General features: G+C 71.6%; 21 protein-coding genes. 6 read left to right on the forward strand and 15 right to left on the reverse strand.

The genetic code is table 11. The features are described from left to right. Positions 1–74: 74 nt before the first annotated feature. Entirely contained in the window at positions 75–983 is a 909-nt protein-coding gene (gene sucD / locus ACFVTH_RS02580) for a succinate--CoA ligase subunit alpha (protein ID WP_386939781.1), read from the reverse strand. Between the two features lie 14 nt (positions 984–997). Next, complete coding sequence (sucC, locus tag ACFVTH_RS02585) at positions 998–2,161, reverse strand: ADP-forming succinate--CoA ligase subunit beta (RefSeq protein ID WP_387086513.1); 1,164 nt, start codon at positions 2,159–2,161, stop codon at positions 998–1,000. Positions 2,162–2,379: 218 nt separating this feature from the next. Here sucC and ACFVTH_RS02590 point away from each other — a divergent pair, with 218 nt between their 5' ends. Next, positions 2,380–3,234 (forward strand): DUF72 domain-containing protein, encoded by an 855-nt coding sequence (locus ACFVTH_RS02590; protein ID WP_387086515.1) that lies wholly within the window; start codon positions 2,380–2,382, stop codon positions 3,232–3,234. Positions 3,235–3,286: 52 nt separating this feature from the next. After that, on the forward strand, positions 3,287–4,009 hold the full coding sequence (locus ACFVTH_RS02595; protein WP_387086517.1) for a VIT family protein: 723 nt from the start codon (positions 3,287–3,289) through the stop codon (positions 4,007–4,009). A 15-nt stretch (positions 4,010–4,024) separates the two neighbouring features. On the opposite strand, the gene ACFVTH_RS02600 is transcribed toward ACFVTH_RS02595, so the two are convergent. From ACFVTH_RS02600 to ACFVTH_RS02610, 3 genes are read right to left on the reverse strand one after another with little or no spacing between them, the layout of a single operon-like run. Then, complete coding sequence (locus tag ACFVTH_RS02600) at positions 4,025–5,122, reverse strand: FUSC family protein (RefSeq protein WP_387086519.1); 1,098 nt, start codon at positions 5,120–5,122, stop codon at positions 4,025–4,027. Continuing rightward, positions 5,119–7,596 (reverse strand): ATP-dependent helicase, encoded by a 2,478-nt coding sequence (locus ACFVTH_RS02605; protein WP_387086521.1) that lies wholly within the window; start codon positions 7,594–7,596, stop codon positions 5,119–5,121. The genes ACFVTH_RS02600 and ACFVTH_RS02605 overlap by 4 nt, the downstream gene beginning before the upstream one ends. A 57-nt stretch (positions 7,597–7,653) precedes the next feature. Then, positions 7,654–8,706, reverse strand: a complete 1,053-nt coding sequence (locus ACFVTH_RS02610) for a glycerophosphodiester phosphodiesterase family protein (protein ID WP_387086523.1) — start codon at positions 8,704–8,706, stop codon at positions 7,654–7,656. Between the two features lie 156 nt (positions 8,707–8,862). Between ACFVTH_RS02610 and ACFVTH_RS02615 the strand changes: the two genes are divergently transcribed. After that, positions 8,863–9,678: a Bax inhibitor-1/YccA family protein gene (locus tag ACFVTH_RS02615; protein ID WP_387086525.1), complete on the forward strand. Its 816-nt coding sequence runs from the start codon at positions 8,863–8,865 to the stop codon at positions 9,676–9,678. Between the two features lie 208 nt (positions 9,679–9,886). Here the strand turns inward: ACFVTH_RS02615 and ACFVTH_RS02620 are convergent, their stop codons facing one another. The 4 genes from ACFVTH_RS02620 to ACFVTH_RS02635 all read right to left on the reverse strand — a co-directional run bounded on the left by ACFVTH_RS02620 (position 9,887) and on the right by ACFVTH_RS02635 (position 13,779). Beyond that, positions 9,887–10,834: an L-lactate dehydrogenase gene (locus ACFVTH_RS02620; protein ID WP_387086527.1), complete on the reverse strand. Its 948-nt coding sequence runs from the start codon at positions 10,832–10,834 to the stop codon at positions 9,887–9,889. Positions 10,835–11,086: 252 nt separating this feature from the next. Next, positions 11,087–12,670: a glutamine-hydrolyzing GMP synthase gene (gene guaA, locus ACFVTH_RS02625; RefSeq protein WP_387086529.1), complete on the reverse strand. Its 1,584-nt coding sequence runs from the start codon at positions 12,668–12,670 to the stop codon at positions 11,087–11,089. Then, entirely contained in the window at positions 12,667–13,173 is a 507-nt protein-coding gene (locus tag ACFVTH_RS02630; protein ID WP_387086531.1) for a DUF3817 domain-containing protein, read from the reverse strand. Before ACFVTH_RS02630 ends, guaA begins: the two co-directional genes overlap by 4 nt. Before the next feature lie 9 nt (positions 13,174–13,182). After that, on the reverse strand, positions 13,183–13,779 hold the full coding sequence (locus ACFVTH_RS02635) for a TetR/AcrR family transcriptional regulator (protein WP_387086533.1): 597 nt from the start codon (positions 13,777–13,779) through the stop codon (positions 13,183–13,185). 90 nt (positions 13,780–13,869) lie between these two features. On the opposite strand from ACFVTH_RS02635, the gene ACFVTH_RS02640 reads away from it, so the two are divergent. Further along, complete coding sequence (locus ACFVTH_RS02640) at positions 13,870–14,274, forward strand: VOC family protein (protein WP_387086535.1); 405 nt, start codon at positions 13,870–13,872, stop codon at positions 14,272–14,274. 23 nt (positions 14,275–14,297) lie between these two features. On the opposite strand, the gene ACFVTH_RS02645 is transcribed toward ACFVTH_RS02640, so the two are convergent. The 4 genes from ACFVTH_RS02645 to ACFVTH_RS02660 all read right to left on the reverse strand — a co-directional run bounded on the left by ACFVTH_RS02645 (position 14,298) and on the right by ACFVTH_RS02660 (position 18,778). Beyond that, positions 14,298–15,122, reverse strand: a complete 825-nt coding sequence (locus tag ACFVTH_RS02645) for an SURF1 family cytochrome oxidase biogenesis protein (RefSeq protein ID WP_387086537.1) — start codon at positions 15,120–15,122, stop codon at positions 14,298–14,300. Between the two features lie 107 nt (positions 15,123–15,229). Beyond that, positions 15,230–16,960 carry a glycerol-3-phosphate dehydrogenase/oxidase gene (locus ACFVTH_RS02650; protein WP_387086539.1) on the reverse strand — a complete coding sequence of 577 codons (1,731 nt, stop codon included), beginning with the start codon at positions 16,958–16,960 and terminating at the stop codon, positions 15,230–15,232. A gap of 88 nt (positions 16,961–17,048) precedes the next feature. Continuing rightward, positions 17,049–18,173 carry a GuaB3 family IMP dehydrogenase-related protein gene (locus ACFVTH_RS02655; protein WP_387086541.1) on the reverse strand — a complete coding sequence of 375 codons (1,125 nt, stop codon included), beginning with the start codon at positions 18,171–18,173 and terminating at the stop codon, positions 17,049–17,051. Between the two features lie 53 nt (positions 18,174–18,226). Next, on the reverse strand, positions 18,227–18,778 hold the full coding sequence (locus tag ACFVTH_RS02660; RefSeq protein ID WP_387086543.1) for a TetR/AcrR family transcriptional regulator: 552 nt from the start codon (positions 18,776–18,778) through the stop codon (positions 18,227–18,229). A gap of 89 nt (positions 18,779–18,867) precedes the next feature. On the opposite strand from ACFVTH_RS02660, the gene ACFVTH_RS02665 reads away from it, so the two are divergent. Then, positions 18,868–19,404: a DoxX family protein gene (locus ACFVTH_RS02665; protein WP_387086545.1), complete on the forward strand. Its 537-nt coding sequence runs from the start codon at positions 18,868–18,870 to the stop codon at positions 19,402–19,404. 106 nt (positions 19,405–19,510) lie between these two features. Here ACFVTH_RS02665 and ACFVTH_RS02670 read toward each other — a convergent pair whose 3' ends face one another. After that, entirely contained in the window at positions 19,511–21,211 is a 1,701-nt protein-coding gene (locus ACFVTH_RS02670) for an ABC-F family ATP-binding cassette domain-containing protein (protein WP_387086547.1), read from the reverse strand. Positions 21,212–21,342: 131 nt separating this feature from the next. On the opposite strand from ACFVTH_RS02670, the gene ACFVTH_RS02675 reads away from it, so the two are divergent. Beyond that, positions 21,343–22,500, forward strand: coding sequence for a MalY/PatB family protein (locus ACFVTH_RS02675; RefSeq protein WP_387086549.1), 1,158 nt, complete (start codon positions 21,343–21,345; stop codon positions 22,498–22,500). A gap of 69 nt (positions 22,501–22,569) precedes the next feature. On the opposite strand, the gene guaB is transcribed toward ACFVTH_RS02675, so the two are convergent. Next, on the reverse strand, positions 22,570–24,072 hold the full coding sequence (gene guaB / locus ACFVTH_RS02680) for an IMP dehydrogenase (RefSeq protein WP_387086551.1): 1,503 nt from the start codon (positions 24,070–24,072) through the stop codon (positions 22,570–22,572). Between the last annotated feature and the right edge of the window lie 392 nt (positions 24,073–24,464).

The raw sequence follows: 24,464 nt of genomic DNA on the forward strand, positions 1-24,464 counted from the left end.
CGCAGAACCCCGCAGGCCGGTGGCCTGCGGGGTTCTGTCGTTCCAACCGGGATGCCCCGGCTGCGGTCTCGTGCTTACGCGCCGAGCGCCGCGTACACCTCGCGGAGGAGCTGCGCCGTCTCGGACGGCGTCTTGCCGACCTTGACGCCGGCGGCCTCGAGGGCCTCCTTCTTCGCCTGGGCGGTGCCGGCCGAGCCGGACACGATCGCGCCGGCGTGGCCCATCGTCTTGCCCTCGGGGGCGGTGAAGCCCGCGACGTAGCCGACGACCGGCTTGGTCACGTTCGCCTTGATGAAGTCGGCAGCGCGCTCCTCGGCGTCGCCGCCGATCTCGCCGATCATGACGATCGCCTTGGTCTCGGGGTCGGCCTCGAAGGCGGCGAGCGCGTCGATGTGCGTGGTGCCGATGATCGGGTCGCCGCCGATGCCGATGGCGGTCGAGAAGCCGAGGTCGCGCAGCTCGTACATCATCTGGTACGTCAGCGTGCCCGACTTCGAGACGAGGCCGATCGGGCCCTTGCCGGTGATGTTCGCCGGGGTGATGCCGACGAGCGACTCACCGGGGCTGATGATGCCGGGGCAGTTCGGGCCGATGATGCGGGTCTTCGCGCCCTTCTCCTTGGCGTAGGCCCAGAACTCGGCCGAGTCCTGCACGGGCACGCCCTCGGTGATGATGACAAGGAGGGGGATCTCGGCGTCGATGGCCTCGACGACCGCGTCCTTCGTGAAGGCCGGGGGCACGAAGGCGATCGAGACGTCGGCACCGGTCTGCGCCATGGCCTCGGCCACGGAGGCGAAGACGGGGAGCTCGACGGGGTTGCCCGAGGCATCCGTGTGCAGCACCGTGGTGCCGGCCTTGCGGGCGTTCACGCCGCCGACCACCTGGGTGCCGGCCGCGAGCATGCGCGCGGTGTGCTTCGAGCCCTCGCCGCCGGTGATGCCCTGGACGATGACCTTGGAGTCCTTGTTGAGGAAGATCGTCATTTCTCGTACGCCCCTTACGCGTTCGCCAGCTCGGCGGCCTTGTCGGCGCCCTGGTCCATGTTCTCGGCGAGGGTGACGAGCGGGTGCGCCGCCTCCTCGAGGATGCGGCGGCCCTCGACGACGTTGTTGCCGTCGAGGCGCACGACGAGGGGCTTGTTCGCGGCCGAGCCGAGCTCGGCGAGCGCGCCCACGATGCCCTTCGCGACCTGGTCGCACGCGGTGATGCCGCCGAAGACGTTGACGAACACGCTCTTGACCTGCGGGTCGCCGAGGATGATGCCGAGTCCGTTGGCCATGACCTCCGCCGAGGCGCCGCCGCCGATGTCGAGGAAGTTCGCGGGCTTCACGCCGCCGTGGTTCTCGCCCGCGTAGGCGACGACGTCGAGCGTCGACATGACGAGGCCCGCGCCGTTGCCGATGATGCCGACCTCGCCGTCGAGCTTGACGTAGTTGAGGTCGAGCGCCTTCGCGGCGGCCTCGAGCGGGTCGGCCGCGGCCTTGTCTTCGAGCAGCGCGTGGTTCTGGTGACGGAACTCGGCGTTCTCGTCGAGCGTGACCTTGCCGTCGAGGGCGATGACGTTGCCGTCCTCGTCGAGGATGAGCGGGTTGACCTCGACGAGCGTCGCGTCCTCCTTGTCGTAGACCTCGTAGAGCTTCACGAAGACCTCGGCGACCTTGTCGACGAGCTCGGCCGGGAAGTTCGCGGCGACCGCGATCTCCTTCGCCTTGTCGAGCGTGACGCCGGCGATGGGGTCGACCTCGATACGCGCGAGCGCCTCGGGCTTCTCGACGGCGAGCTGCTCGATCTCCATGCCGCCCTCGACGCTCGTGAGCGAGAGGTACGAGCGGTTGGCGCGGTCGAGCAGCACCGAGAAGTAGAACTCCTGCGCGATGCGGGCGCCGCCGGCGACCATGACGCGCTTGACGACGTGGCCCTTGATGTCGAGGCCGAGGATCGCCTTCGCGGCCTCGTATGCCTCATCGGGGGTCTTCGCCACCTTGACGCCGCCGGCCTTGCCGCGGCCGCCCGTCTTCACCTGGGCCTTGACCACGACGACGCCGCCGAGCTTCTCGGCCGCGGCACGCACCTCGTCGGGGGTGTCGGCGACGATGCCCGGGAGCACCGGGACCCCGTACTGCTCGAACAGGTCTCTGGCCTGGTACTCGTAAAGATCCACGCTCTACTTCCAATCGGTCCGCACGCGCGGTCGCGCACAGGGGCTGGTGGGTTTCGGCCCGGAGGGCGACGAAAAACATCTCGACGTCAAGATAAGTGGGCCACCCTCCATGCTACTCCCCGTGCAGCGGGGCCGAGAATCGGGCGGATGCCGCGGTGTCCGGCCGGCCGGACGGCAATCCCCTGTGCACTCCGGCGGCATCGCGCGAGACTGGCCGGATGCTCTCCACGCGCGAACGTGCACAGCCGCCCGAGGTGCGGATCGGCATCTCCGGCTGGGTGTATCCGCGATGGCGGCGCGCCTTCTATCCGCCGGGCCTCCGCCATGCGGACGAGCTCCCGTACGCCGCGGCCCGCATGACGGCGATCGAGCTCAACGGATCGTTCTACTCGCTCCAGCGGCCGAGCAGCTGGGCGCGCTGGCGGGCATCGGTCCCCGACGGCTTCATCTTCGCCGTGAAGGGCCCGCGCTTCATCACCCACATCAAGCGGTTGCGCGAGTTCGACGCTCCGCTCGCGAACTTCTTCGCCTCGGGCGTGCTCGACCTCGGCCCGAAGCTCGGCCCGGTCCTCTGGCAGCTCCCGCCGACCTTCCCGTACGACAGTGCGCTGCTCGACCGCTTCATCGGTGCGCTCCCGGCCTCGCGCGCGCAGGCTGCGCGCCTCGCCGCCCGGCATGACGAGCGGATGCGCGGCCGCGCCTCCTTCTCGGTCGGCGACGACGCCCCGATCCGGCACGCGATCGAGGTGCGACATCCCTCGTTCGAGGCGACGATCGACGAATGGGCCGACCTCCTCGCCGCACGCGGGGTGGCAAGCGTCGTCGCCGACACTGCAGGCCGGTACCCGCGCATCGATCGCGTGACCGCGGACTTCGCGTACGCCCGCCTGCACGGCGAGGAGGAGCTCTACGCCTCCGGCTACGACGCCGAGTCGCTCGACCGGTGGGCGGAGTGGGCACGCGGGCACCTCTCCACCGGCCGCGACGCCTACCTGTTCTTCGACAACGACGCCAAGGTGCGCGCACCGTTCGACGCGATGGCCCTGATCGAGCGACTCCCCCGCCCCGGCTGAGGCGAGCCTCGCCATGCTGGCGCGCCGCATGCACGGCTGCGAGACTGCCGACATGACGGATGCCACGACCGAACCGGTGCACGGCGCAGACCCCCACGACGCCAAGGTGCACGAGAAGCTCAACTGGCTGCGCGCGGGGGTGCTCGGTGCGAACGACGGAATCATCTCGGTCGCCGCCCTCGTCGTCGGCGTCGCCGCCGCGACCACCGACCTCGGGGCGATCCTCGTGGCGGGCGTCGCGTCGGTCGTCGCCGGCGCCATCTCGATGGGACTCGGCGAGTACGTCTCGGTGTCGACGCAGCGCGACACCGAGCGTGCGCTCATCGCGAAGGAGACGCGCGAGCTCGCCGAGATGCCCGACCAGGAGCTCGCCGAGCTCGCGGGCATCTACCGCGCGAAGGGCCTGAGCGACGAGACCGCCGACCGGGTCGCGCGCGAACTCACGGCGCACGACGCGCTCGCGGCGCACCTCGAGGCCGAGCTGCACATCTCCGAGGACGACGTCGTGAACCCGTGGCACGCGGCCGGGGCATCCGCCCTGTCGTTCCTCATCGGCGCGGTGCTGCCCATGCTCGCGATCCTGCTGCCGCCGCCCGAGTGGCGCATCGCGACGACCTTCGTCGCCGTCGTGCTGGCACTCGCGATCACCGGGTGGCTGTCGGCGTGGATCGGCGGCGCCCCCCGCGGTCGGGCGGTGCTGCGCGTCGTCGTCGGCGGAGCGCTCGCGCTCGTCGTCACCTGGGCGATCGGTGCGGCGCTCGGCGGGGTGGTCTAGCCCCGATCCAGCACGTCAATCGCGCAGCGGGCCGATGCTCGGGGTCGCCGTCGTCGGAGGCGGCATGGGCACGACCTCGACGAAGCGCCGCGCGGCGAGCACCATGACGACGCCCGCCGCCGCGCCGAGCACGGTCTCGAGCACGCGGTCGCCGATGAGCCCCGCGATCGGCGCCGGCGAGGCGAGATGGGCGACGGTGAGCGCGAGCGGGGTCACGAACACGAGCGCCGTGCCGTAGTGCTTCGTGACGAGCAGTTCGGCGCCGAACTGGCAGACCGCGACGACCACGACGAGCACCCAGACCGACGGCTCGGGCCACAGCACGAGCGCGGTCACGATCACCCCGCCGATCGTGCCGAGCACCCGGTGCACCGCGCGCGAGACGGTGTGCGCGGCGCGTGCCGGCGGGATGACGGCGATCGCGCTGACCACCGCCCAGTACGGATGCCCGATGCCGAGCGCGAGCGCGGCGGCGCCGGCGAGGAGGGCGGCCAGCACGTTCTGCGCGACATTGAGCCAGAGGCGCGGATCGGCGTGTCCTCGACGCCGTGTCGGCGTGCGTCGCGGCAACGACTTGAACGCGCGCTCGGCGCGGCGCCCTGAGAGCCGGCGCAGCAGCCAGCCCGACATCGCGAGCAGCCAGGCGAACGCGGCCGCCGCCCATGCGACGCCCCAGCGCTGCCAGCCGGTGCCGTCGTCGACGGGCTGCGCCGCGCAGACGAGCAGCCCGAACACGGCGAACAGCGGCGTCGACGGAGTCACGCCGAGGAGGTTGAAGGCGACGATCACGACGATGATGACGAGTGCGAGCGCACCGGCCTCGACCACGACCGGCGCGTCGGCGATCGACAGCAGGATGCCGAGTCCGGTCGCGGCGAGCTGGGCCGCCGCGGCCACGCTCACGGTGCGCAGCCGGGTGCGGTAGGGCTCGCTGCGCCCGAAGATGGCGACCATGCCGCCGAACGCGGCGTACGAGGCCAGGTCGACCCGGCCGACGGCCACGAGGATCGCGAGCGGCACCGCCGCCGCGATCGCCGCCCGCAGCGCCACCTCGACGTCGAGCGCGCGCACCGTTCCCGCCCAGCGGACGAGTCGGTCGCGGGCCGCGCTCACAGCTTCTCGATGGGTGCGATCTTGATGAGGAGCTTCTTCTGCCCGGCGCGGTCGAACGACACATGTGCGATGCGCTTCGTGCCCTCGCCGGTGACCTGCGTGACCTTGCCCTCGCCGAAGTCGGCGTGCCGGATGCGGTCTCCGGCCTCGAGGGTGAGGTCGCCGTTGTCGCGCACGGTGCCGGTCACCTTGTTGGCCCACTCCGTCTTCGGCTTCTCGGACCGCGTGACGCTGAAGCGCTCGAGGTCGCGGTCGCGGGTGCCCCACGCGCCGCCCTGCCCGAAGCCGCGTCGGGCGTTGAGCGCACGCGGCTGCGAACCGCCGCGGCTCGTCGCCATGCCGGGCGACTGGCGCCAGTCGATGAGCCCTTCGGGGATCTCCTGCAGGTATCGCGACGGCATCGCCACGGCGACCTCGCCGAACTGGGCGCGGCTCATCGCGAGCGAGAGGTAGAGGCGCTTGCGCGCGCGTGTGATGCCGACGTAGAACAGGCGTCGCTCCTCGGCGGGGCCGCCGGGCTCGGAGGCCGACATCTGGTGCGGGAGCAGCCCCTCTTCGATGCCGGTGAGGAAGACGGCGTGGTACTCGAGCCCCTTCGCGGTGTGCAGCGTCATCAGCGAGACCGTGCCCGAGGCGTCGTCGAGCTCGTCGGCCGCGGCCACGAGCGACACCTGGGTGAGGAAGTCGACGAGCGTCGCGCCGGGGTTCTCGCGATCGAAGTCGCGGGTCTGTGCGACGAGCTCCTCGACGTTCTCGGCGCGGGTCTCGTCTTGCGGGTCGCGGCTGTTGCGCAGCGCGTCGAGCAGCCCCGAGCGCTCCATCAGGAAGACGAGCACCTCGGAGATCTTCGACGCGCCCTCGTTCGTGCCCGCATCGATGCCGGCCTGCGAGGGAACCAGCATCGCGGCGGCCTCGTCGAGCACGTCGGCGAGCGCGGAGATGGCCGCGGTGACCTTCGGCCCGAGCCCGAGCCCGCCGGCCGAGCGCATCGCCTGCCGGAACGTGAGCTCGTTCTGTTCGGCGAACTGCGCGATCGTCGTCTCGGTCGCCGGACCGATGCCGCGCTTCGGCGTGTTCAGGATGCGGCGGAGCGCCAGCTCGTCGAGCGGGTTCGCGACGGCGATGAGGTAGGCCATCGCGTCCTTGATCTCGGCCCGCTCGTAGAACTTCGTGCCGCCGACGACCCGATAGGGCAGCGCCGAGCGCACGAAGATCTCCTCCAGTGCACGGGTCTGCGCGTTGGTGCGGTAGAACACGGCGATGTCGCGGTAGGCGACGCCCGAGCGGTGCAGCGACTCGATCTCGTCGGCGATGAACTGGGCCTCGTCGTGCGCCGTGTACCCGGTGTAGCCGACGATCCGATCGCCGTCGCCGTCGGCCGTCCAGAGCTTCTTGTCTTTTCGGTCGAAGTTGTTCGAGATGACCGCGTTCGCCGCCGACAGGATGTTCTGGGTCGAGCGGTAGTTCTGCTCGAGGAGCACGACTCGCGCGCCGGGGAAGTCGCGCTCGAACTCGACGATGTTGCGGATGTCGGCGCCGCGGAACGCGTAGATCGACTGGTCCGAGTCGCCGACCACCGTCAGCGAGGCGCCCGGGATCGCCCCCGCCGCATCGGTCATGCCGCGCACGAGGATGCCGTGCTCGTCGAGCTCGCGGACGATCGGAGGCTCGACGGGACGGGTGAGCTCGCGGATGAGCGAGTACTGCGCGTGGTTCGTGTCCTGGTACTCGTCGACGAGGATGTGCCGGAACCGACGCTGGTAGAGGGCCGCGACCTTCGGGAAGGCGCGGAACAGGTAGACCGTCTCGGCGATCAGGTCGTCGAAGTCGAGGGCGGATGCCTCGCGCAGGCGCCGCGTGTACTGCCGGAAGATCTCGAGGAACATGACCTCCTGCGGGTCGTTCATGTTCGCATTGCGCGCGTAGGTCTCGACGTCGGCGAGCTCGTTCTTGAGCTTCGAGATCTTCGCCTGCGCGCTCGCGGGCGTGAAGCCCATCGTGTCGGCGTCGAGGCCCTTGATGATGCGCTTCAGGATGGTGCGCTGGTCGGCCGAGTCGTAGATCGTGAACGTCGACGAGAGGCCGAGCGACTCGGCCTCTCGACGCAGGATGCGCACGCACGCGGAGTGGAACGTCGAGATCCACATGCCGGAGGCGCTGTCGCCGAGGAGCGCCTGCACGCGCTCGCGCATCTCGGCGGCGGCCTTGTTCGTGAAGGTGATCGCGAGGATCTGGCTCGGCCAGGCCTCGCGCGTCTCGATGAGGTGCGCGATGCGGTGCGTGAGCACGCGGGTCTTGCCCGAGCCCGCACCCGCGACGATGAGCAGCGCGGGGCCGCGGTACTCGACGGCCTCCTTCTGCTGCGGGTTGAGGCCCTCGGTGAGGGGCGAACCGGCACCGGAGGGGTCGTCGGAGCGTGCCGGGGGCGCCTCGCGCCAGCCGGCCGGGTCGTCGGGGTCGAGGATCAGCGTCATGTCGCCTTCAAGTCTAGGCGCGGCCTCCGACACCCGGCCCTGCACGGCCGCCGGCGCTCAGGCGCGTGCGGCCAGCCAGTCGCCGCGCGCCTCGACGCCGAGGTCGGGGTGGTCGACGAAGACGCCGTCCACCCCGGTCGCGAGGACCTCTCCGAACTCGGCGGCCCAGTCGCCGTAGCCGGCCCGGGAGGTGCCGCGACGGCGCGACGGCGTCAGGAATCGGTTCTCGGGCCGCAGGGTCCACGTGAAGACCTCGAGGCCGGCGGCGTGCGCCGCGGCGACGAGGGCGGCGCCGCGCAACGGCGACCCCGTGGCATCCGGCGAGCGCTTGGGCGTGCCGACGAGCCGAGGGGTGCCGACGCTCACGCCGTCGAAGCGGCCGGCGAGGCCGCGCAGCCCGCGCTCGGTCACGAAGTCGTCGTAGCGCGGCGCGCGGCGCCCCTCCGCCAGCACGAGGTCCCATGGGGATCCCGAGTTCTCGATGAGGAACACCCGGCGCCCCCGGATGCCGCGTTCCCCGAGCCGGTCGAGCAGGGTCGGCTCGAACGCCTCCATGATCAGGCGCTCGTCGCCCGTGCCCCAGCCGGCCGCGGCGAGCTCGGCGGCGAACAGCTCGTCGAGCGGCAGCCCGAGCGCGGCGAAGTGGGCGGCGTGCTTGAACTCGGCGACCATCCGCAGCATCCGCCGCTGCTCGTCGGCCGCCCGGTCGATGAGGGCGAACAGCTCGCGGAGGCGGATGATCGGATAGCGCCCGTCGAAGCTCGCGCTCGCGTGCCTGATCGCGCCCAGCCGTTCGCGGGAGCGCAGGGTCGAGAGCTCGGCCCACGTGAAGTCCTCGGTGAACCAGCCGGTGAGCGGGGTGCCGTCGATCTCGCGGGTCGTGCGGCGACCCGCGAACTCGGGGCGCGTCGCGACATCCGTGGTGCCCGAGATCTCGTTCTCGTGCCGCAGCACGAGCACGCCGTCGCGCGTCGCGACGAGGTCGGGCTCGACGGCGTCGGCGCCGAGCGCGAACGCGAGCTCGTACGCCGAGCGGGTGTGCTCGGGGCGGTATCCCGGTGCGCCGCGGTGGCCGATGACGAGCGGGCGCGGGGCCAGGTCGGGCTGCATGGGCCCAGCGTAGCCAGCGCCGCCGTCGCCGCCGCGGAATTCCGCGAGAACTCACGGCGTTGTCACGGAGTATTCGGGTAGGTTTGTCACTGGCGCGGATGCCGCATCCGGTCGCCGATCCCCCGCATCCGACGACAGCCGAAAGCAGAGGAACCCATGGCTCTCGACAATCCCGCGTTCTCGCGGAACTCCGCCTTCTCGCAGCAGGGAGCCGTGGCCGCAGCGCAAGACATCTCGGCCCAGCAACTGCAGGAGATGTACAACCAGCCCTCGACGCCGCCCGCGGGCGAGACGATGTCGGTGGAGTCGACGATCGGCAAGTCCGTCGCCGGCTTCGGACTGCTGCTCGTCGGCGCCGCGCTCGGCTGGCTCACGGTCGAGAGCGTGCCGTTCCTCTGGATCGGCGCCGGCATCGTCGGCTTCGTGCTCGCCCTCGTCAACACGTTCAAGCGCGAGCCGTCGCCCGCGCTGATCCTCGCCTACGCGGGCGTGCAGGGCGTCTTCGTCGGCGGCATCTCGGCCTGGTACGAGATGATGTACGGCGGCGGCATCGTCGCCCAGGCCGTCATCGCGACGCTCGTCGTCGTGGGCGTCACGCTCGCGCTCTTCGCCTCGGGCAAGATCCGCGCGTCGAAGAAGGCGACGAAGGTCTTCCTCATCGCGATGGTGGGCTACCTCGTGTTCTCGCTCGTCAACTTCGGCATCATGATCTTCGGCGGCGCCGACGGCAACCCGTGGGGCCTGCGTGGCGTCGACTTCTTCGGCACCGGCATCCCGTTCGGCCTCGTCCTCGGCGTCCTCGTCGTGATCATGGCCGCCTACTCGCTCGTGCTCGACTTCGACTTCATCCAGCAGGGCGTGCGCAACCGCGCCCCGAAGAAGTACGAGTGGACCGGCGTGTTCGGCATCATGGTCACCGTGATCTGGCTCTACCTCGAGATCCTGCGGATGCTCGCGATCGCCCGCGACTAGCGATCCTCGCACCCAATCGAACGGCCGCCCTCGGGCGGCCGTTCGTCGTTTCCGGGTGTGCCGGCAGCCGGCCCGGGCGAGTGACGCGCACCGGATGTCGGACCGATGTCCCGACGCGCCGCCGGAACTGGATCGCCGGCGGCGTGTCGCCCGACCCGTCCGACAACTGGCACGGCGAGTCCCGTCACGTCAGCGTCGTCGCCGCGCCTCAGTACCCGAAGAGGACCGCCGCCGCCCTGATCGCGTCGGCCGAGGCGGCGAGCTGCGCCCGCTCGCGCTCCGAGAACGGGGTGCCGTGGATCGGCCGCGCGCCCTCGCCGTCGACGATGCTCGGCAGCGACAGCGCGACCCCCTCGAGCTCGGGGATCTCGGGCCCGTGCACGGTGCTCACCGGCAGCACCGCGTGCTCGTCGCGGAGCACCGCCTCGACGATGCGCGCGCCCGTGAGTCCGATCGCGTAGTTCGTCGCGCCCTTGCCGCGGATCACCGCATAGGCGGCGTCGCGCACCTCGTGGGCGATGGCGTCGAGCTCGCCGGCCGTGAACCGCTCGCCGCCCGTCCAGTCGAGGATGGGCACCGGGCCGATCCGGGCCTCCGACCAGAGCGGGAACTCGGTGTCGCCGTGCTCCCCGACGATGTTGGCGTGCACGCTCGAAGTCGAGACGCCGGCGCGCTCGGCGAGCAGCCAGCGCAGCCGCGAGGTGTCGAGCACCGTGCCCGAACCGAAGACCCGCTCGGGCGGCAGCCCGGTGATGCGCTGGGCGGCCACGGTGAGCACGTCGACCGGGTTCGTCACGAGGACGATCACGGCGCCCGGAGCCCGCTCGACGAGGGTGGGCAGCAGCCGCTCGAGGATCCCGACGTTCGTCGCCGCGAGATCCATGCGGCTCTGGCCGGGCAGCTGCTTCGCGCCGGCGGTGACGACGATGACGTGCGAGCCCTCGACGACCGCCGGATCGGCTCCGCCCGTCACCCGTGAGCGGGTGAACTGGGTGCCGTGGGCGAGGTCGAGCACCTCGGCCTCGACCTTCTCGGCGGCGATGTCGTAGAGCGCGACCTCCGCGGCGGAGTCTCGGATGAGCGCGGCATAGGCGAGGCTCGACCCCACCGCGCCCGCGCCGACGACGGTCAGCTTGCTGTTCTCGACGACACCCATGGGACCATCCTCTCGAACACGGACGCCGGCGGCCACCGACGAGACCTCATCCGTGCGGACCCCGCACCCGCGCCCCGGCGCCCCGGCGCCCCGGCGAGTCGCAGGACCGGACGGGCGACGCGCCGCCCGACCTCCTGGGATCCCCCGTCCCATCCTGCGACCCCGCCACCATGCACTCGCGCCTCGGACGTCCGCAGACGCCGAAGGGCGCCGGCCGCACGGCCGGCGCCCTTCGCGCACGTCAGGAGCGGGTCACTCCCACTCGATGGTCCCCGGCGGCTTCGACGTGACGTCGAGCACGACGCGGTTGACCTCGCGCACCTCGTTGGTGATGCGGTTCGAGATCTTCGCGAGCACGTCGTACGGCAGGCGGGTCCAGTCGGCGGTCATCGCGTCTTCGGAGGAGACGGGACGCAGCACGATCGGGTGACCGTAGGTGCGGCCGTCGCCCTGCACGCCCACCGAGCGCACGTCGGCGAGCAGCACGACGGGGCACTGCCAGATCTCCTGGTCGAGCCCGGCGGCGCTGAGCTCTTCGCGGGCGATCGCGTCGGCGTCGCGCAGCAGCTCGAGCCGGTCGCGCGTGACCTCGCCGACGATGCGGATGCCGAGGCCGGGGCCGGGGAACGGCTGGCGGCCGACGATCGCCTCGGGGAGTCCGAGCTCGCGGCCGATCGCGCGCACCTCGTCCTTGAAGAGGGTGCGCAGGGGCTCGACGAGCTCGAACTGGAGGTCTTCTGGCAGGCCCCCGACGTTGTGGTGGCTCTTGATGTTCGCGGTGCCCGAGCCGCCGCCCGACTCGACGACGTCGGGATACAGCGTGCCCTGTACGAGGAACTTGATCGGCTGGCCGTCGGCGGCGGCCTCCGCGATGAGGTCGCGCTCGGCGGCCTCGAACGCGCGGATGAACTCGCGGCCGATGATCTTGCGCTTCTCCTCGGGGTCGGTGACCCCGGCGAGGGCGTCGAGGAAGGTGTCCTCGGCGTCGATCGTGACGAGGCGGACGCCGGTCGCGGCGACGTAGTCGTTCTGCACCTGCTCGCGCTCGCCCTTGCGGAGGAGGCCGTGGTCGACGAAGACCGCGGTGAGCTGGTCGCCGACCGCCTGCTGCACGAGCGCCGTCGAGACCGCCGAGTCGACGCCGCCCGAGAGCGCCGAGATGACGCGGGCCGAGCCGACCTGCTCGCGGATGCGCGCGACCTGCTCGGCGATGACGTTGCCCGGGTTCCAGTCTGCGGGGATCCCGGCGGCACGGTGCAGGAAGTTCTCGATGATGCCCTGGCCGAACGGCGAGTGCTTCACCTCGGGGTGCCACTGCACGCCGTAGAGCTTGCGCTCGTCGTTCGCGAAGGCGGCGACCGGGGTCGACTCGGTCGAGGCGAGCACCTCGAAGCCCTCGGGCGCCCGCGAGACCGAGTCGCCGTGGCTCATCCACACCGTCTGCGCGGCGGGCTGCTCAACGACGAGGGGGTTGCCCGAGGCATCCGTCACCGTCGCCGACGTCGCGCCGTACTCGCGCTGGCCGGTGTGCGCGACCTCGCCGCCGAAGTGCTGGGCCATCACCTGGAAGCCGTAGCAGATGCCGAGCGTCGGCACGCCGAGCTCGAGCACCGCGGGGTCGAGCGCGGGCGCACCCTGCTCGTAGACCGACGACGGCCCACCGGACAGCACGATGCCGATCGGGTTCTTCGCGCGCACCTCGTCGGCGGTGATCGTGTGCGGCACGATCTCGGAATAGACGGATGCTTCGCGCACGCGTCGTGCGATCAGCTGCGCGTACTGCGCGCCGAAGTCGACGACGAGTACCGGCCGGTGCTCGGTCTGCTGCTCGGTCACTGCTGGGCCTCCACGGAGTCGGGGGTGGTTTCTGGTGCCTCGGGGGCGGCGCTCGCGGCGGCCGCCTCCGCGGCTTCGCGGCGGTCGAGGTAGGCGGTCACCTCACGGGCGACGCGGACCTCGAGGAAGAACGAGAGGAAGGGGATGATGCCGCCGAGGGCGATCAGGACGAACCGGCCGAAGTGCCAGCGCATGAGGCTCCAGAGCCGGAAGTCGCTGAAGAGGTAGACGACGTAGAACCAGCCGTGGGCGATGAGGATGCCGGTGGAGAGGTTGACGCCGGAGCCGGTCGACTCGAGGCCCGCGGCCGTCTCGATGACCGGCTCGAAGCTCAGGAGGCCGTTCGGGCCGAAGGCGTAGAGCTCGAGGTGCCACACGTACTTCAGCAGCATCTCGGCGCAGAGCAGCAGCAGCATGACGCCGGTGATCACCGAAGCGACCTTGTAGAACTTCAGTGCCCCGCGAATGCGCGGCAGATCGGCGGATTTCGGCTCGAGGGGCATGCGTACAGTCTACGTGGCCGCGGCTGGGCGCAGACCCAGCAGGAACCGGCCCAGGGTCTCGACGGCGTCGTCGATGCCGCGGGCGGGGTCGGACGAGGCGGCGTTCGCGATCGCGACCTCGTTGAGGGCGCCCGAGAGCATCGTCGAGACGGTGCCGAGCGAGCGAGCGTCGATGAGTCCGGCGGCGGCGAGCTCGGCGACGCCCTCGTCGAGCAGCCGCACGCTCGTCTCGAGGTCGCCCTCGCGCCAGTCGCCCCAGCCGAGCACGGCCGGGCCCTCGATGAGCAGGATGCGCCGCACCTCGGGGGCGAGGCTCGCCTCGAGGAAAGCGCGGCACCCCGCGAGGAAGTCGTCGAGCACGTCGTCGTGGCCGGTCGACGCGTGCTCGACCGCCTGCGCGACGCCGCGCTGCGCGTGTTCGACGACGGCCTGGAACAGCCCCTGCTTGCTGCCGAAGTGGTGGTAGAGCGCGCCGCGGGTGAGCCCCGCCTCCGACATCAGCTCCTCGAGCGCGACGCCCGCGTAGCCGTGCTCGGCGAAACGCGCCGTCGCGAGTCGCACGATCTCGGCGCGCGTGCGTTCGCGCTGCTCGGCCTTGGTCGCCATCGCACCCTCCCACTTGACATACACACTGTACGTCAGTCACGCTGGACGGGGATACATACACACTGTATGTATCTCTGAAGGGAGAGATCCATGCTCACCGGTTGCTACCCCGTCCTCTGCACCGACGACGTTTCGGCGAGCGCCGCGTTCTACCGCGAGCACTTCGGCTTCGCGACCGCCTTCGAGTCCGACTGGTACGTGAGCCTCCGCCACCCCGACCGCGGCCACGAGCTCGCGCTGCTCGACGCCGGCCACGAGTCCATCCCCGCCGGGTACGGCGAGGTCGCCCGCGGCATGCTCGTGAACCTCGAGGTCGACGACGTCGACGCGCTCGCCGAACGGCTCGCCGCGGCGGGAGTGCCGACCGTGCAACCGCTCCGCAGCGAGGCCTTCGGGCAGCGTCACGTGATCGTGCGCGACCCGGGCGGGGTGCTCGTCGACGTGATCACGGAGATCGAGCCCGCCCCCGAGTTCGCGGCCGCGTTCGGCGGCTGACCGGCGAGCGCCGGCACGAGGACTCAGCCGGCGTCGACGGGCGTGCGATCCGCGGCGGCGGCGGCCTCGGCCGCCTCCTCGCGCTCGCGCTCGACGGCGTCGCGCACGAGCCGGTACCAGAGGTAGATCGCGAAGCCCGCGAACACGACCCACTCGACCGCGTAGAAGATGTTCAGCCAGTTGAGCTCGGTGTTCTGCTGGGGCGGCGGCGAGTAGATCGCCTCGAGCCCGTCGACCGGCTCGGCCGCGGTCACGTACCCGAAGTACACGGGCCGGTCGTCGTAGTCCGCCCAGACGTTCACGAGCTGCGCGACCGCCACCGAGCGCATGAGGAACGGGTCCTCGTCGTCGGCGGGTGCGACCGGCGCTTCGCTCGGCAGGAAGCGACCGACGATCGCCACCGTCTCATCGGGATCGATCGCGGCGTCGAAGCGGTCGGCGGCGGCTTGGGCCGCCGCCGCATCCGGGGCCCAGCCGAGTGCGACCGGCAGGCCTCCCTGCGGGGCATCCGCGACCTCGAGATGCGCGACCGCCCAATACCCGGAGGCGCCGTCGTTGCGACGGTCGGCGACGAGCACGGTGTCGCCCGGGACGAACGCTCCGGCGACCTCGACCTTCTGGCCGGTGACGGCCTGCGCGGTCGGGGTGCCGGGTTCCGCGACGCCCGCGAAGGGCCTGAGCTCCTCGGTCGGATGCTCGACCACTTCGGCCTGCTCGACGGCCCGCTCGAGCTGCCACTGGCCGAGCACCGCGAACGCCGCCGCGATCCCGAGTGCGAGGAGGAGCGCGAGCACCCAGCGAGGGCGCACCATCATGCGCACGGTGGCGCGTCGGGACTCGGCTGACACGATGGACAAGCCTACCCGGCCGCACCTGTGCCGCCGCTGCGGGCGCCGGGAGACGGCAGCGCCTCAGCGGCGACGCGGAGGCGAGCCGCGAGCGACGGCCGTGCCCCTCAGTCGACCTTCACGATGTCGGGCGCCTCGAGCCGCACCCGGTCGGCCGACTCGTCGTCGGGCTGCTCCTGCGAGGCGCGCTCCGCGGCGACGCGCTGCAGGTAGCGCTCGACCTCGAGCGTCTCGCGGGCGGCGTCCCAGCCGAGGACCTCGCCCATGAGCTTCGCCGCGACCGGCGCGGCCGAGACCCCGCGGTCCCACGCCTCGATCGAGATGCGGGTGCGCCGCGCGAGCACGTCGTCGAGGTGCAGGGCGCCCTCGTGCGAGGCGGCGTACACCACCTCGGCCGCGAGGTAGTCGTCGGCGCCCGGCAGCGCCTCGCCGAGGCGGGGGTCGCTGCGGATGAGGTCGAGCAGCTCGTCGGTCATGGTGCCGTAACGGTTCAGCAGGTGCTCGATGCGCACCTTGTGCACGTCGAAGGCCCGTGCGATCTTGCCCCGCTTGTTCCACGCCGCCTGGTACCCCTCGGCGCCGAGCAGCGGGATGTCCTGCGTCGTCGACGGCGGGACGCGCCCGTCGAGGGCGTCGACGGCCGCGTCGATCGCGTCCTTCGCCATCACCCGGTACGTGGTCCACTTGCCGCCCGCGATGACGACGAGCCCCGGCACGGTGTGCGCGACGAGGTGCTCGCGCGAGAGCTTCGAGGTCTGGTCGCTCTCGCCCGCGAGCAGCGGGCGGAGCCCCGCGTACACGCCTTCGACGTCTTCGCGCGTGAGCGGGATGGAGAGCACCCGGTTGACGTGCTCGAGCAGGTAGTCGATGTCGGCCGCGGTCGCAGCCGGGTGCGCCTTGTCGAGGTTCCAGTCGGTGTCGGTCGTGCCGATGAGCCAGTGCCGGCCCCACGGGATCACGAACAGCACGCTCTTCTCGGTGCGGAAGATCATGCCCATCGCCGACTGGATGCGGTCGCGCGGCACCACGAGGTGGATGCCCTTCGACGCCCGCACCTTGAAGGTGCCGCGCTCCCCGACCATCCGCTGGGTGTCGTCGGTCCAGACGCCGGTGGCGTTCACGACCTGCTTCGCGCGCACCTCGAAGTGCTCGTCGGTCTCGAGGTCGTGCGCCGTCACGCCGACGACCCGCTCACCCACCTTGATGAAGCCGTCGACCTTCACCCGGCTCGCGACGTGCGCGCCGTAGAAGCTCGCCGTCCTCGCGAGGGATGCCACGTAGCGGGCGTCGTCGACCTGGGCGTCGTAGTACGTGAGCCCGCCGACGAGCGCGTTCGGCGAGAGCGAGGGGATCGCCTTCTGCACCTGCCGCTTCGAGAGGTGGCGGTGGTGCGGCACCCCGGGCGGGCGGCCGCCCGTGTAGCTGAAGATGTCGTAGAGCAGCATGCCCGCGCCGACATAGCAGCGCTCGATGACGCGCTTCTGCAGCGGGTACAGGAATCGGACGGGCTTCACGAGATGCGGCGCGATGCGCTGCAGCAGGAGCCCGCGCTCGATGAGCGCCTCGCGGACGAGCCGGAAGTCGAGCTGCTCGAGGTAGCGGATGCCGCCGTGCACGAGCTTCGACGAACGGCTCGACGTGCCGGAGGCCCAGTCGCGGGCCTCGAGCAGCCCGGTCGACAGCCCGCGGGTGACGGCGTCGAGCGCGGCACCCGTGCCGACGATGCCGCCGCCGACCACGAGGATGTCGAGCTCCTTCTCCTTCAGGCGGGCGATCGCCGCCGCCCGCTCTTCAGGGCCGAGCTTCTGCGACCGCGTCACCGACTTGTTGCTCGCCATCGTGCCACCCCATCCCCGCGGCCTCGTGGCTGGGCCGCGTGATCCGTTTCCACGCTACCCGAGACCTCGGTGATCGAGTAGGGGGTGGCTACGAACCCAGGTACGGCTCCACGATGACCTCGACGCGCTGGAACTCCTTCAGGTCGGAGTACCCGGTCGTGGCCATCGAACGGCGGAGGGCGCCGACGAGGTTGGCGGTGCCGTCGGCGGCCGGGGCCGGCCCGTAGAGCACCTCTTCGAGCGGAGCGACCTGGCCGACGTGCACGCGGCGGCCGCGCGGGAGCTTGGGGTGGTGCGCCTCGGCGCCCCAGTGGTAGCCGCCGCCCGGGGCATCCGTCGCGCGCGCGAGCGCCGCACCGAGCATGACCGCGTCGGCGCCGCAGGCGATCGCCTTCACGATGTCGCCGCCGGTGCCGACGCCGCCGTCGGCGATGACGTGCACGTAGCGGCCGCCCGACTCGTCGAGGTAGTCGCGGCGGGCGCCCGCCACGTCGGCGACCGCGGTCGCCATGGGCGCGTGGATGCCGAGGGTCGCACGGGTCGTCGAGGCGGCGCCGCCGCCGAAGCCGACGAGGACGCCTGCCGCACCGGTGCGCATGAGGTGGAGCGCGGCCGTGTAGGTCGCCGCACCGCCGACGATCACCGGCACGTCGAGCTCGTAGATGAACTTCTTGAGGTTCAGCGGCTCCTGGTTCTTCGAGACGTGCTCGGCCGAGACCGTCGTGCCGCGGATCACGAAGAGGTCGACGCCCGCGGCGACGACGGTCTCGTAGAGCTCCTGGGTGCGCTGCGGAGAGAGTGCCGCGGCGACCGTGACGCCCGCGGCGCGGATCTCGGCGAGGCGGGCGGTGACGAGCTCGGGCTTGATCGGCTCGGAGTAGAGCTGCTGCATGCGCTCGGTGGCACGCTCGGCCGGGAGGCTGCGGATCTCGGCGAGGACGGGCGCCGGGTCGTCGTACCTGGTCCAGAGGCCCTCGAGGTCGAGCACGCCGAGACCGCCGAGCTTGCCCATCATGATCGCCGTCTGCGGCGAGACGACCGAGTCCATCGGCGCGGCGATGAACGGGATGTCGAACTGGTAGGCGTCGATCGCCCAGCCCACCGAGACGTCTTCGGGGTCGCGGGTGCGCCGGCTCGGCACGATCGCGATGTCGTCGAATGCGTATACGCGCCGGCCCCGCTTGGAGCGGCCGATCTCGATCTCTTGGCTCACCGTCCCAGCCTACCGGTCGTGCCGCGAGGCGCCCGAGCCCCCGATGGCGGGACTCAGCCAGGCGGCCGCGGGGCGTGCACGAGTCTCGCGGCGACCGCGCGGGCGAGCGCGTCGGGTCGATCGCCTGGATCGGCCTCGATCGCCCCCGAGTTCCAGAGAGTGGCGAAGCCGTGCACGATCGACCAGGCGGCGAGGCGGTCGGCCCGGTCGTCGCCGAGGGCGCCGACCGCGCCCGACGCGAGGATGGCGCCGGCCCGGTCGCGCGCCGCCTCGAGCGCGGGGTCGCCCCGGCGCAGGAGCTCGGTGCGGAACATCACCGCGAATCGGCCCGGCTCCGCGTTCGCGAAGCGCACGTACGCGACCCCGGTCTCGACGAAGTCGGGGCCGGCGGTGCCGAGCGCATCGGCGAGACGTTCGAAGCCATCGGCGGCGATCGCCGTGAGCAGGCCGGAGCGGTCGCCGAAGTGATGGGCGGGCGCGGCGTGCGAGACGCCGGCGCGTCGGGCGAGCTCGCGGAGGCTCAGGGCGTCGATGCCGTGCTCGTCGATCGCCGCCGCCGCCTCGTCGATCAGCGTCTCGCGGAGCCGTCCATGGTGGTACGCCATGCGCCAAGACTAGAGCGGTGATCTAGTCATTGACAAGTTCACTTGGCCGGCCTATCTTGTCACTGACAAGATCACCGACGGGAGCCTCCATGAACCGCAGCACTCCGAGCAGCGCACCCCTGACCGACGGCGGCCGAACCGGCCGCACCGACCGCTCCGCCTCGACGTCGCGCAACCCCTGGGCGACGACGTTCCTCTCCCCCGTGCCGATCGCCTTCGCCGTCGGCATCGCCGCGACCGCATTCCTCGGCCTGCTCGGCGTCGCCGCCCTCGCCTCGTGGCAGGCCTGGCTCACCGGGGGCCTCGTCCTGATGTTCCTCATGGGCGCGTTGGGGCGGCTCGTTCCCGCCGTGCGGGCCGAGCTGATCGCCATGGTCCCGCCGCGGCTGCCGCGGCCCGAGCTCATCGTCGCGGCGACCGGGGTGCTCGAGACCGCGGGGGCGGTCGGGCTCCTGATCCCGGCGACGCACCACCTCGCCGCACTCTGCCTCGCGCTGCTGCTCGTGGCGGTGTTCCCGGCGAACGTGCACGCCGCCCGCACGAACAGCGCCGCGTCGCCACTCCTGCCGCGCACGATCGAACAGCTCGTGTTCGTCGCCGCCTGCCTCGCCGTCGCGCTCGCCTGAGCGGCGGCGAACGCGACGGCTCGTGCCCCGGGGGCGCGCTCCGGGCCACGCCGGGTCAGCGCGCGCTCCGGGGCGCCCCGGGTCAGCGCGCTCCGGGGCTCCCCCGTCAGCGCGTGCGCTGCACCCGGCCCTCGTCCCACACCGGGGCATCCGTCTCGACGACGTCGCCCGACTCGGCGAACACGACGAAGCGATCGAAGCTGCGCGTGAACCACCGGTCGTGCGTGACCGCGAGCACCGTGCCGTCGAAGCGCTCGAGCGCCTCCTCGAGCGCCTCGGCCGACACGAGGTCGAGGTTGTCGGTCGGCTCGTCGAGCAGCAGCAGGGTCGCCCCCGAGAGCTCCAGCAGCAGGATCTGCATGCGCGCCTGCTGCCCGCCCGACAGCTGCTCGAAGTTCTGCAGCGCCGCGCCCGCGAGGCCGTAGCGGTCGAGCGCCGAGCTCGCGGCCTCGCGCGCCATCCCCTCGCGGTTCGCGTCGCCGCGGTGCAGGATGTCGAGGAGCGTGCGCCCCCGGAACTCGGGGTGCTCGTGGTTCTGCGCGAACCAGCCGGGCACGACCCGCGCGCCGAGCACGGCGCGCCCCTCGTGCGGCACCCGCGCGAGCGTCTCGCCGACGCTCGTCACGTGCCCGAGGGTGCGGTCGGGCTCGGTGCCGCCGCCCGCGAGCAGCCGCAGGAAGTGCGACTTGCCCGAGCCGTTCGAGCCGAGCACCGCGACCCGGTCGCCGTACCAGACCTCGAGGTCGAACGGGCGCATGAGCCCGGTCAGCTCGAGCCCCTCGCAGACGATCGACCGCTTGCCCGTGCGGGAGCCGCGCAGCCGCATCGAGACCGCCTGCGCGGGCGGGCGCTCCTCGGGCGGGCCGGCCTCCTCGAACTTGCGCAGCCGGGTCACCGCCGCCTGGTACCGCGAGGCCATGCCGTCGTTGTAGGTCGCCTTCACCTTGAGGGTGTTGACGAGCGCCTTCAGCGCTGCGTGCTGCTCGTCCCAGCGGCGTCGCAGCTCTTCGAGCCGCGCGAACCGCTCGTCGCGGGCCGCGTGGTACCCCTCGAAGCTGCCCCCGTGCACCCACGCGGTGTTGCCCGCGGCGCCGAGCTCGATCGTGACGATCCGGTCGGCGGCGCGCGCGAGCAGCTCGCGGTCGTGCGAGACGAGCAGCACCGTCTTCGGGGTCAGCCGCAGCTGCTCCTCGAGCCAGCGCTTGCCCGGCACGTCGAGCGAGTTGTCGGGCTCGTCGAGCAGCAGCACCTGCTCGGGTCCGCGCAGCAGCGCCTCGAGCGCGAGCCGCTTCTGCTCGCCGCCCGAGAGCGTCGACAGCTCACGCCACCTCGCCCGCTCGAACGGGATGCCGAGCGCCGCGAGGGTGCAGTGGTCCCACACGACCTCCTGCTCGTAGCCGCCGGCCTCGGCGTACTCGGCGAGCGCGGTCGCGTAGCGCATCTGCGCCTCGGTGTCGTCGCGCTCGATGAGGGCGTTCTCGGATGCCTCGAGCTCGAGTGCGGCGGCCCTGATGCGAGCGGGGGCGACCGAGACGAGCAGGCCCGCGACCGTGGCATCCGCGCCCTCGATCGCCCTGCCGGTGCCGACGAACTGGTCCATCACCCCGAGGCCGCCGTCGACCTGCACGCTGCCCTCGTCGGGGCGCAGCTCGCCGCGGATGATGCGCAGCAGGGTCGACTTGCCCGCGCCGTTCGCGCCGATGAGCGCCGTCGTGGCGCCGTCGGTGACGCGGAAGGCGAGGCGGGCGAGCAGCGGCCGCCCGTCGGGGAGGGAGAAGGAGACGCCGTTGACGTCGATGAAGCCCATGAGTCGGATCCGATCGGTTCGCGACCGGTATCGGATGTCCCGCGGCCGCGCCGCCCGATGGGCAGCCGATCAGGATACAAGCATCGCGCCACCCCCTGCCACCCCGATCCGATCTGCGGCAAGCTGGAGGCATGCATCGCATCGCCGCTGAGCCGCTCGACGTCCTCCGCCATCGCACCAGTGCCAAGTGGCGTCTCTACGACGCCGACGTGCTGCCGCTGCCGGTCGCCGAGATGGACTACCCGCTCGCCGAACCGATCGCCGCGGCCCTGCACGCCGCCGTCGACCGCTCCGACACGGGCTACGCGGCCGGCAGCCGCGGCGTGGCCGAGGCCTTCGTCCCCTTCGCCGCCGAGCGCTTCGACTGGCAGGTCGACCCGGCGCGCGTCACCTGCACCGGCGACGTCGCGATGGGCCTCGTCGAGGTGCTCAGGCAGGTCACCGAGCCGGGCGACGGGGTGATCATCACCCCGCCGATCTATCCCCCGTTCTTCGACATCGTCACCGAGGCCTCGGCGAAGGTCGTCGAGGTGCCCATGGGCGGCGGCATCGACGAGGGCTGGTCGCTCGACCTCGACGGCATCGACGCGGCGTTCGCGGCAGGCGCGAAGGCGATGGTGCTCTGCAACCCGCACAACCCGATCGGGCACGTCCCGCCGCGCGAGACGCTCGCGGCGCTCGCCGAGATCGCGGCGAGGCACGGTGCGACGATCGTCTCCGACGAGGTGCACGGTCCGCTCTCGCAGCCGGGCACGATCTACACGCCCTTCCTCACCGTGTCCGACGCCGCCCGCGAGCAGGGTGTCGCAGTGACGGCGGCGTCGAAGGCGTTCAACCTCGCCGGGCTGAAGGCCGCCATGGTGGTGACGGCCTCCGAGCGGGGCGACGCGGTGCGCAGGGCCTTCCCGTACGAGGTCGAGTGGCGCATGAGCCAGTTCGGGTCGATCGCCTCGATCGCGGCCTTCCGCGAGGGCGGTCACTGGCTCGACGGCGTGCTCGCGAGCCTCGACGACAACCGGCGACTGCTCGCCGAACTCATCGCCGACGAGCTGCCGGGCGTGCGCTACCGGGTGCCCGACGCCACCTACCTCGGCTGGCTCGACCTCACCGCGCTCGGCTGGGGGGACGACCCGGCGGCCTATGCACTCGAGCACGCGCGCGTCGCGCTCGGCATCGGGCCCGAGTTCGGCGCCACCGTCGGCCGCGGGCACGTGCGGGTGAACTTCGCGTGCACCCCCGAGGTGCTCGGCGAGGCGATCACTCGGCTCGCCGACGCGGCGGGCCGCTGACGCCGAAGGGCGGCACGACCGAGGTCGTGCCGCCCTTCGACGGTGCGCGCGGCGCGCGCCGCGCCGACGTCAGCGCGTGTAGTTCGGCGCCTCGACGACGATCTGCACGTCGTGCGGGTGCGACTCCTTGAGCCCGGCGGGCGTGATCCGCACGAAGCGGCCCTTCGTCTTCAGCTCTTCGATGGTGCGCGCGCCGACGTAGAACATCGACTGGCGCAGGCCGCCGATGAGCTGGTACGCCACTGCGGAGAGCGGGCCGCGGTACGGCACCTGGCCCTCGATGCCCTCGGGGATGAGCTTGTCGTCGGTCGGCACGTCGGCCTGGAAGTAGCGGTCCTTCGAGTACGAGGTCTTCTTGCCGCGGGTCTGCATCGCGCCGAGCGATCCCATGCCGCGGTAGGCCTTGAACTGCTTGCCGTTCTGGAAGACGAGCTCGCCCGGGCTCTCGGCCGTGCCCGCGAGGAGCGAGCCGAGCATGACGGTGTCGGCGCCCGCGACGAGCGCCTTCGCGATGTCGCCCGAGTACTGCAGGCCGCCGTCGGCGATGAGGGGCACCCCGACGGGCTTCGTCGCCTTGGATGCCTCGTACACGGCCGTGACCTGGGGCACGCCGACGCCGGCGACGACGCGGGTGGTGCAGATCGAGCCGGGCCCGACGCCGACCTTGACGGCGTCGGCGCCGGCCTCGACGAGCGCCTTGGCGCCCTCGTAGGTCGCGACGTTGCCGCCGATGACGTCGATGTGCGCGAAGCTCGGGTCGGCCTTCAGGCGGCGGATGATGTCGAGCACGCCCGCCGACTCGCCGTTCGCGGTGTCGACGACGATGACGTCGACGCCCGCGTCGCGGACGGCCTCGGCGCGCTCCCACGCCTCGCCGAAGAAGCCGATCGCGGCACCGACCCGCAGGCGGCCCTCGGCGTCCTTCGTGGCGTTCGGGTACTGCTCGGACTTGTCGAAGTCCTTGACCGTGATGAGGCCGGTGAGGTGGCCCTCGTCGTCGACGAGCGGCAGCTTCTCGACCTTGTGCTCGGCGAAGATCGCGAGCGCCTCGTCGGGGTTCATGCCGACGCGGCCGGTGATGAGCGGCATCTTGGTCATGACGTCGCTGACCTTGGTGGACGGCTTGTCGAAGTCGGAGACGAAGCGCATGTCGCGGTTCGAGATGATGCCGACGAGCTTGCCCTCGTCGTCGACGACGGGGAGCCCGCTGACCCGGTAGGTCGCGCACAGCGCGTCGACGTCGGCCACCGAGGCATCCGGCGTGGTGGTGACGGGGTTCGAGACCATGCCCGACTCGCTGCGCTTCACGCGGTCGACCATCTCGGCCTGGTCGGCGATCGAGAGGTTGCGGTGCAGGATGCCGATGCCGCCCTGGCGCGCCATGGCGATCGCCATGCGCGACTCGGTGACGGTGTCCATCGCGGCCGACAGGAGCGGCGTCGCGACGGTGATGCGACGCGTGAGCCGCGAGCTCGTGTCGGCGTCGCTCGGGATCACGTCGGTGTGACCGGGCAGGAGGAGGACGTCGTCGTACGTGAGTCCCGTGAATCCGAACGGATCTGCCTGATCCATGACTTCCCTTCGTGTGGAGTGCCCGCGCTGAGCGCGTCGTGGGCGTGTTGGCGGTGCATCAATGTTAAGCGAGTTTGCACCGCGGGCATTCCCCGGATAACAATCGAGGGCCTGTTGTGCCCATGTCCGAAACACATGGGACATAATCGGCACGTACCGTCGACGACGTCGTCAACGGGAAAGGATCGGTCCCGGAGGTCCAACATGCCTCCGGTGACCCCTTGGAGGTGCAGTGGAACCCACGAGAACAATCCAGACACGCTCTCGCGGGAGGTGGCTTCTCCTCCTCGGAATACTTCTGTCCGCACTCACTCTGTCCGGCATCGCAGCGTCCCCTGCGATGGCGGAGGATGGGAGTACGGCCGCGGAGTCCGAGGAGTACGAATACCACT

It is taken from the genome of Agromyces sp. NPDC058104 (assembly GCF_042884835.1).
Classification (GTDB): Bacteria; Actinomycetota; Actinomycetes; order Actinomycetales; family Microbacteriaceae; genus Agromyces.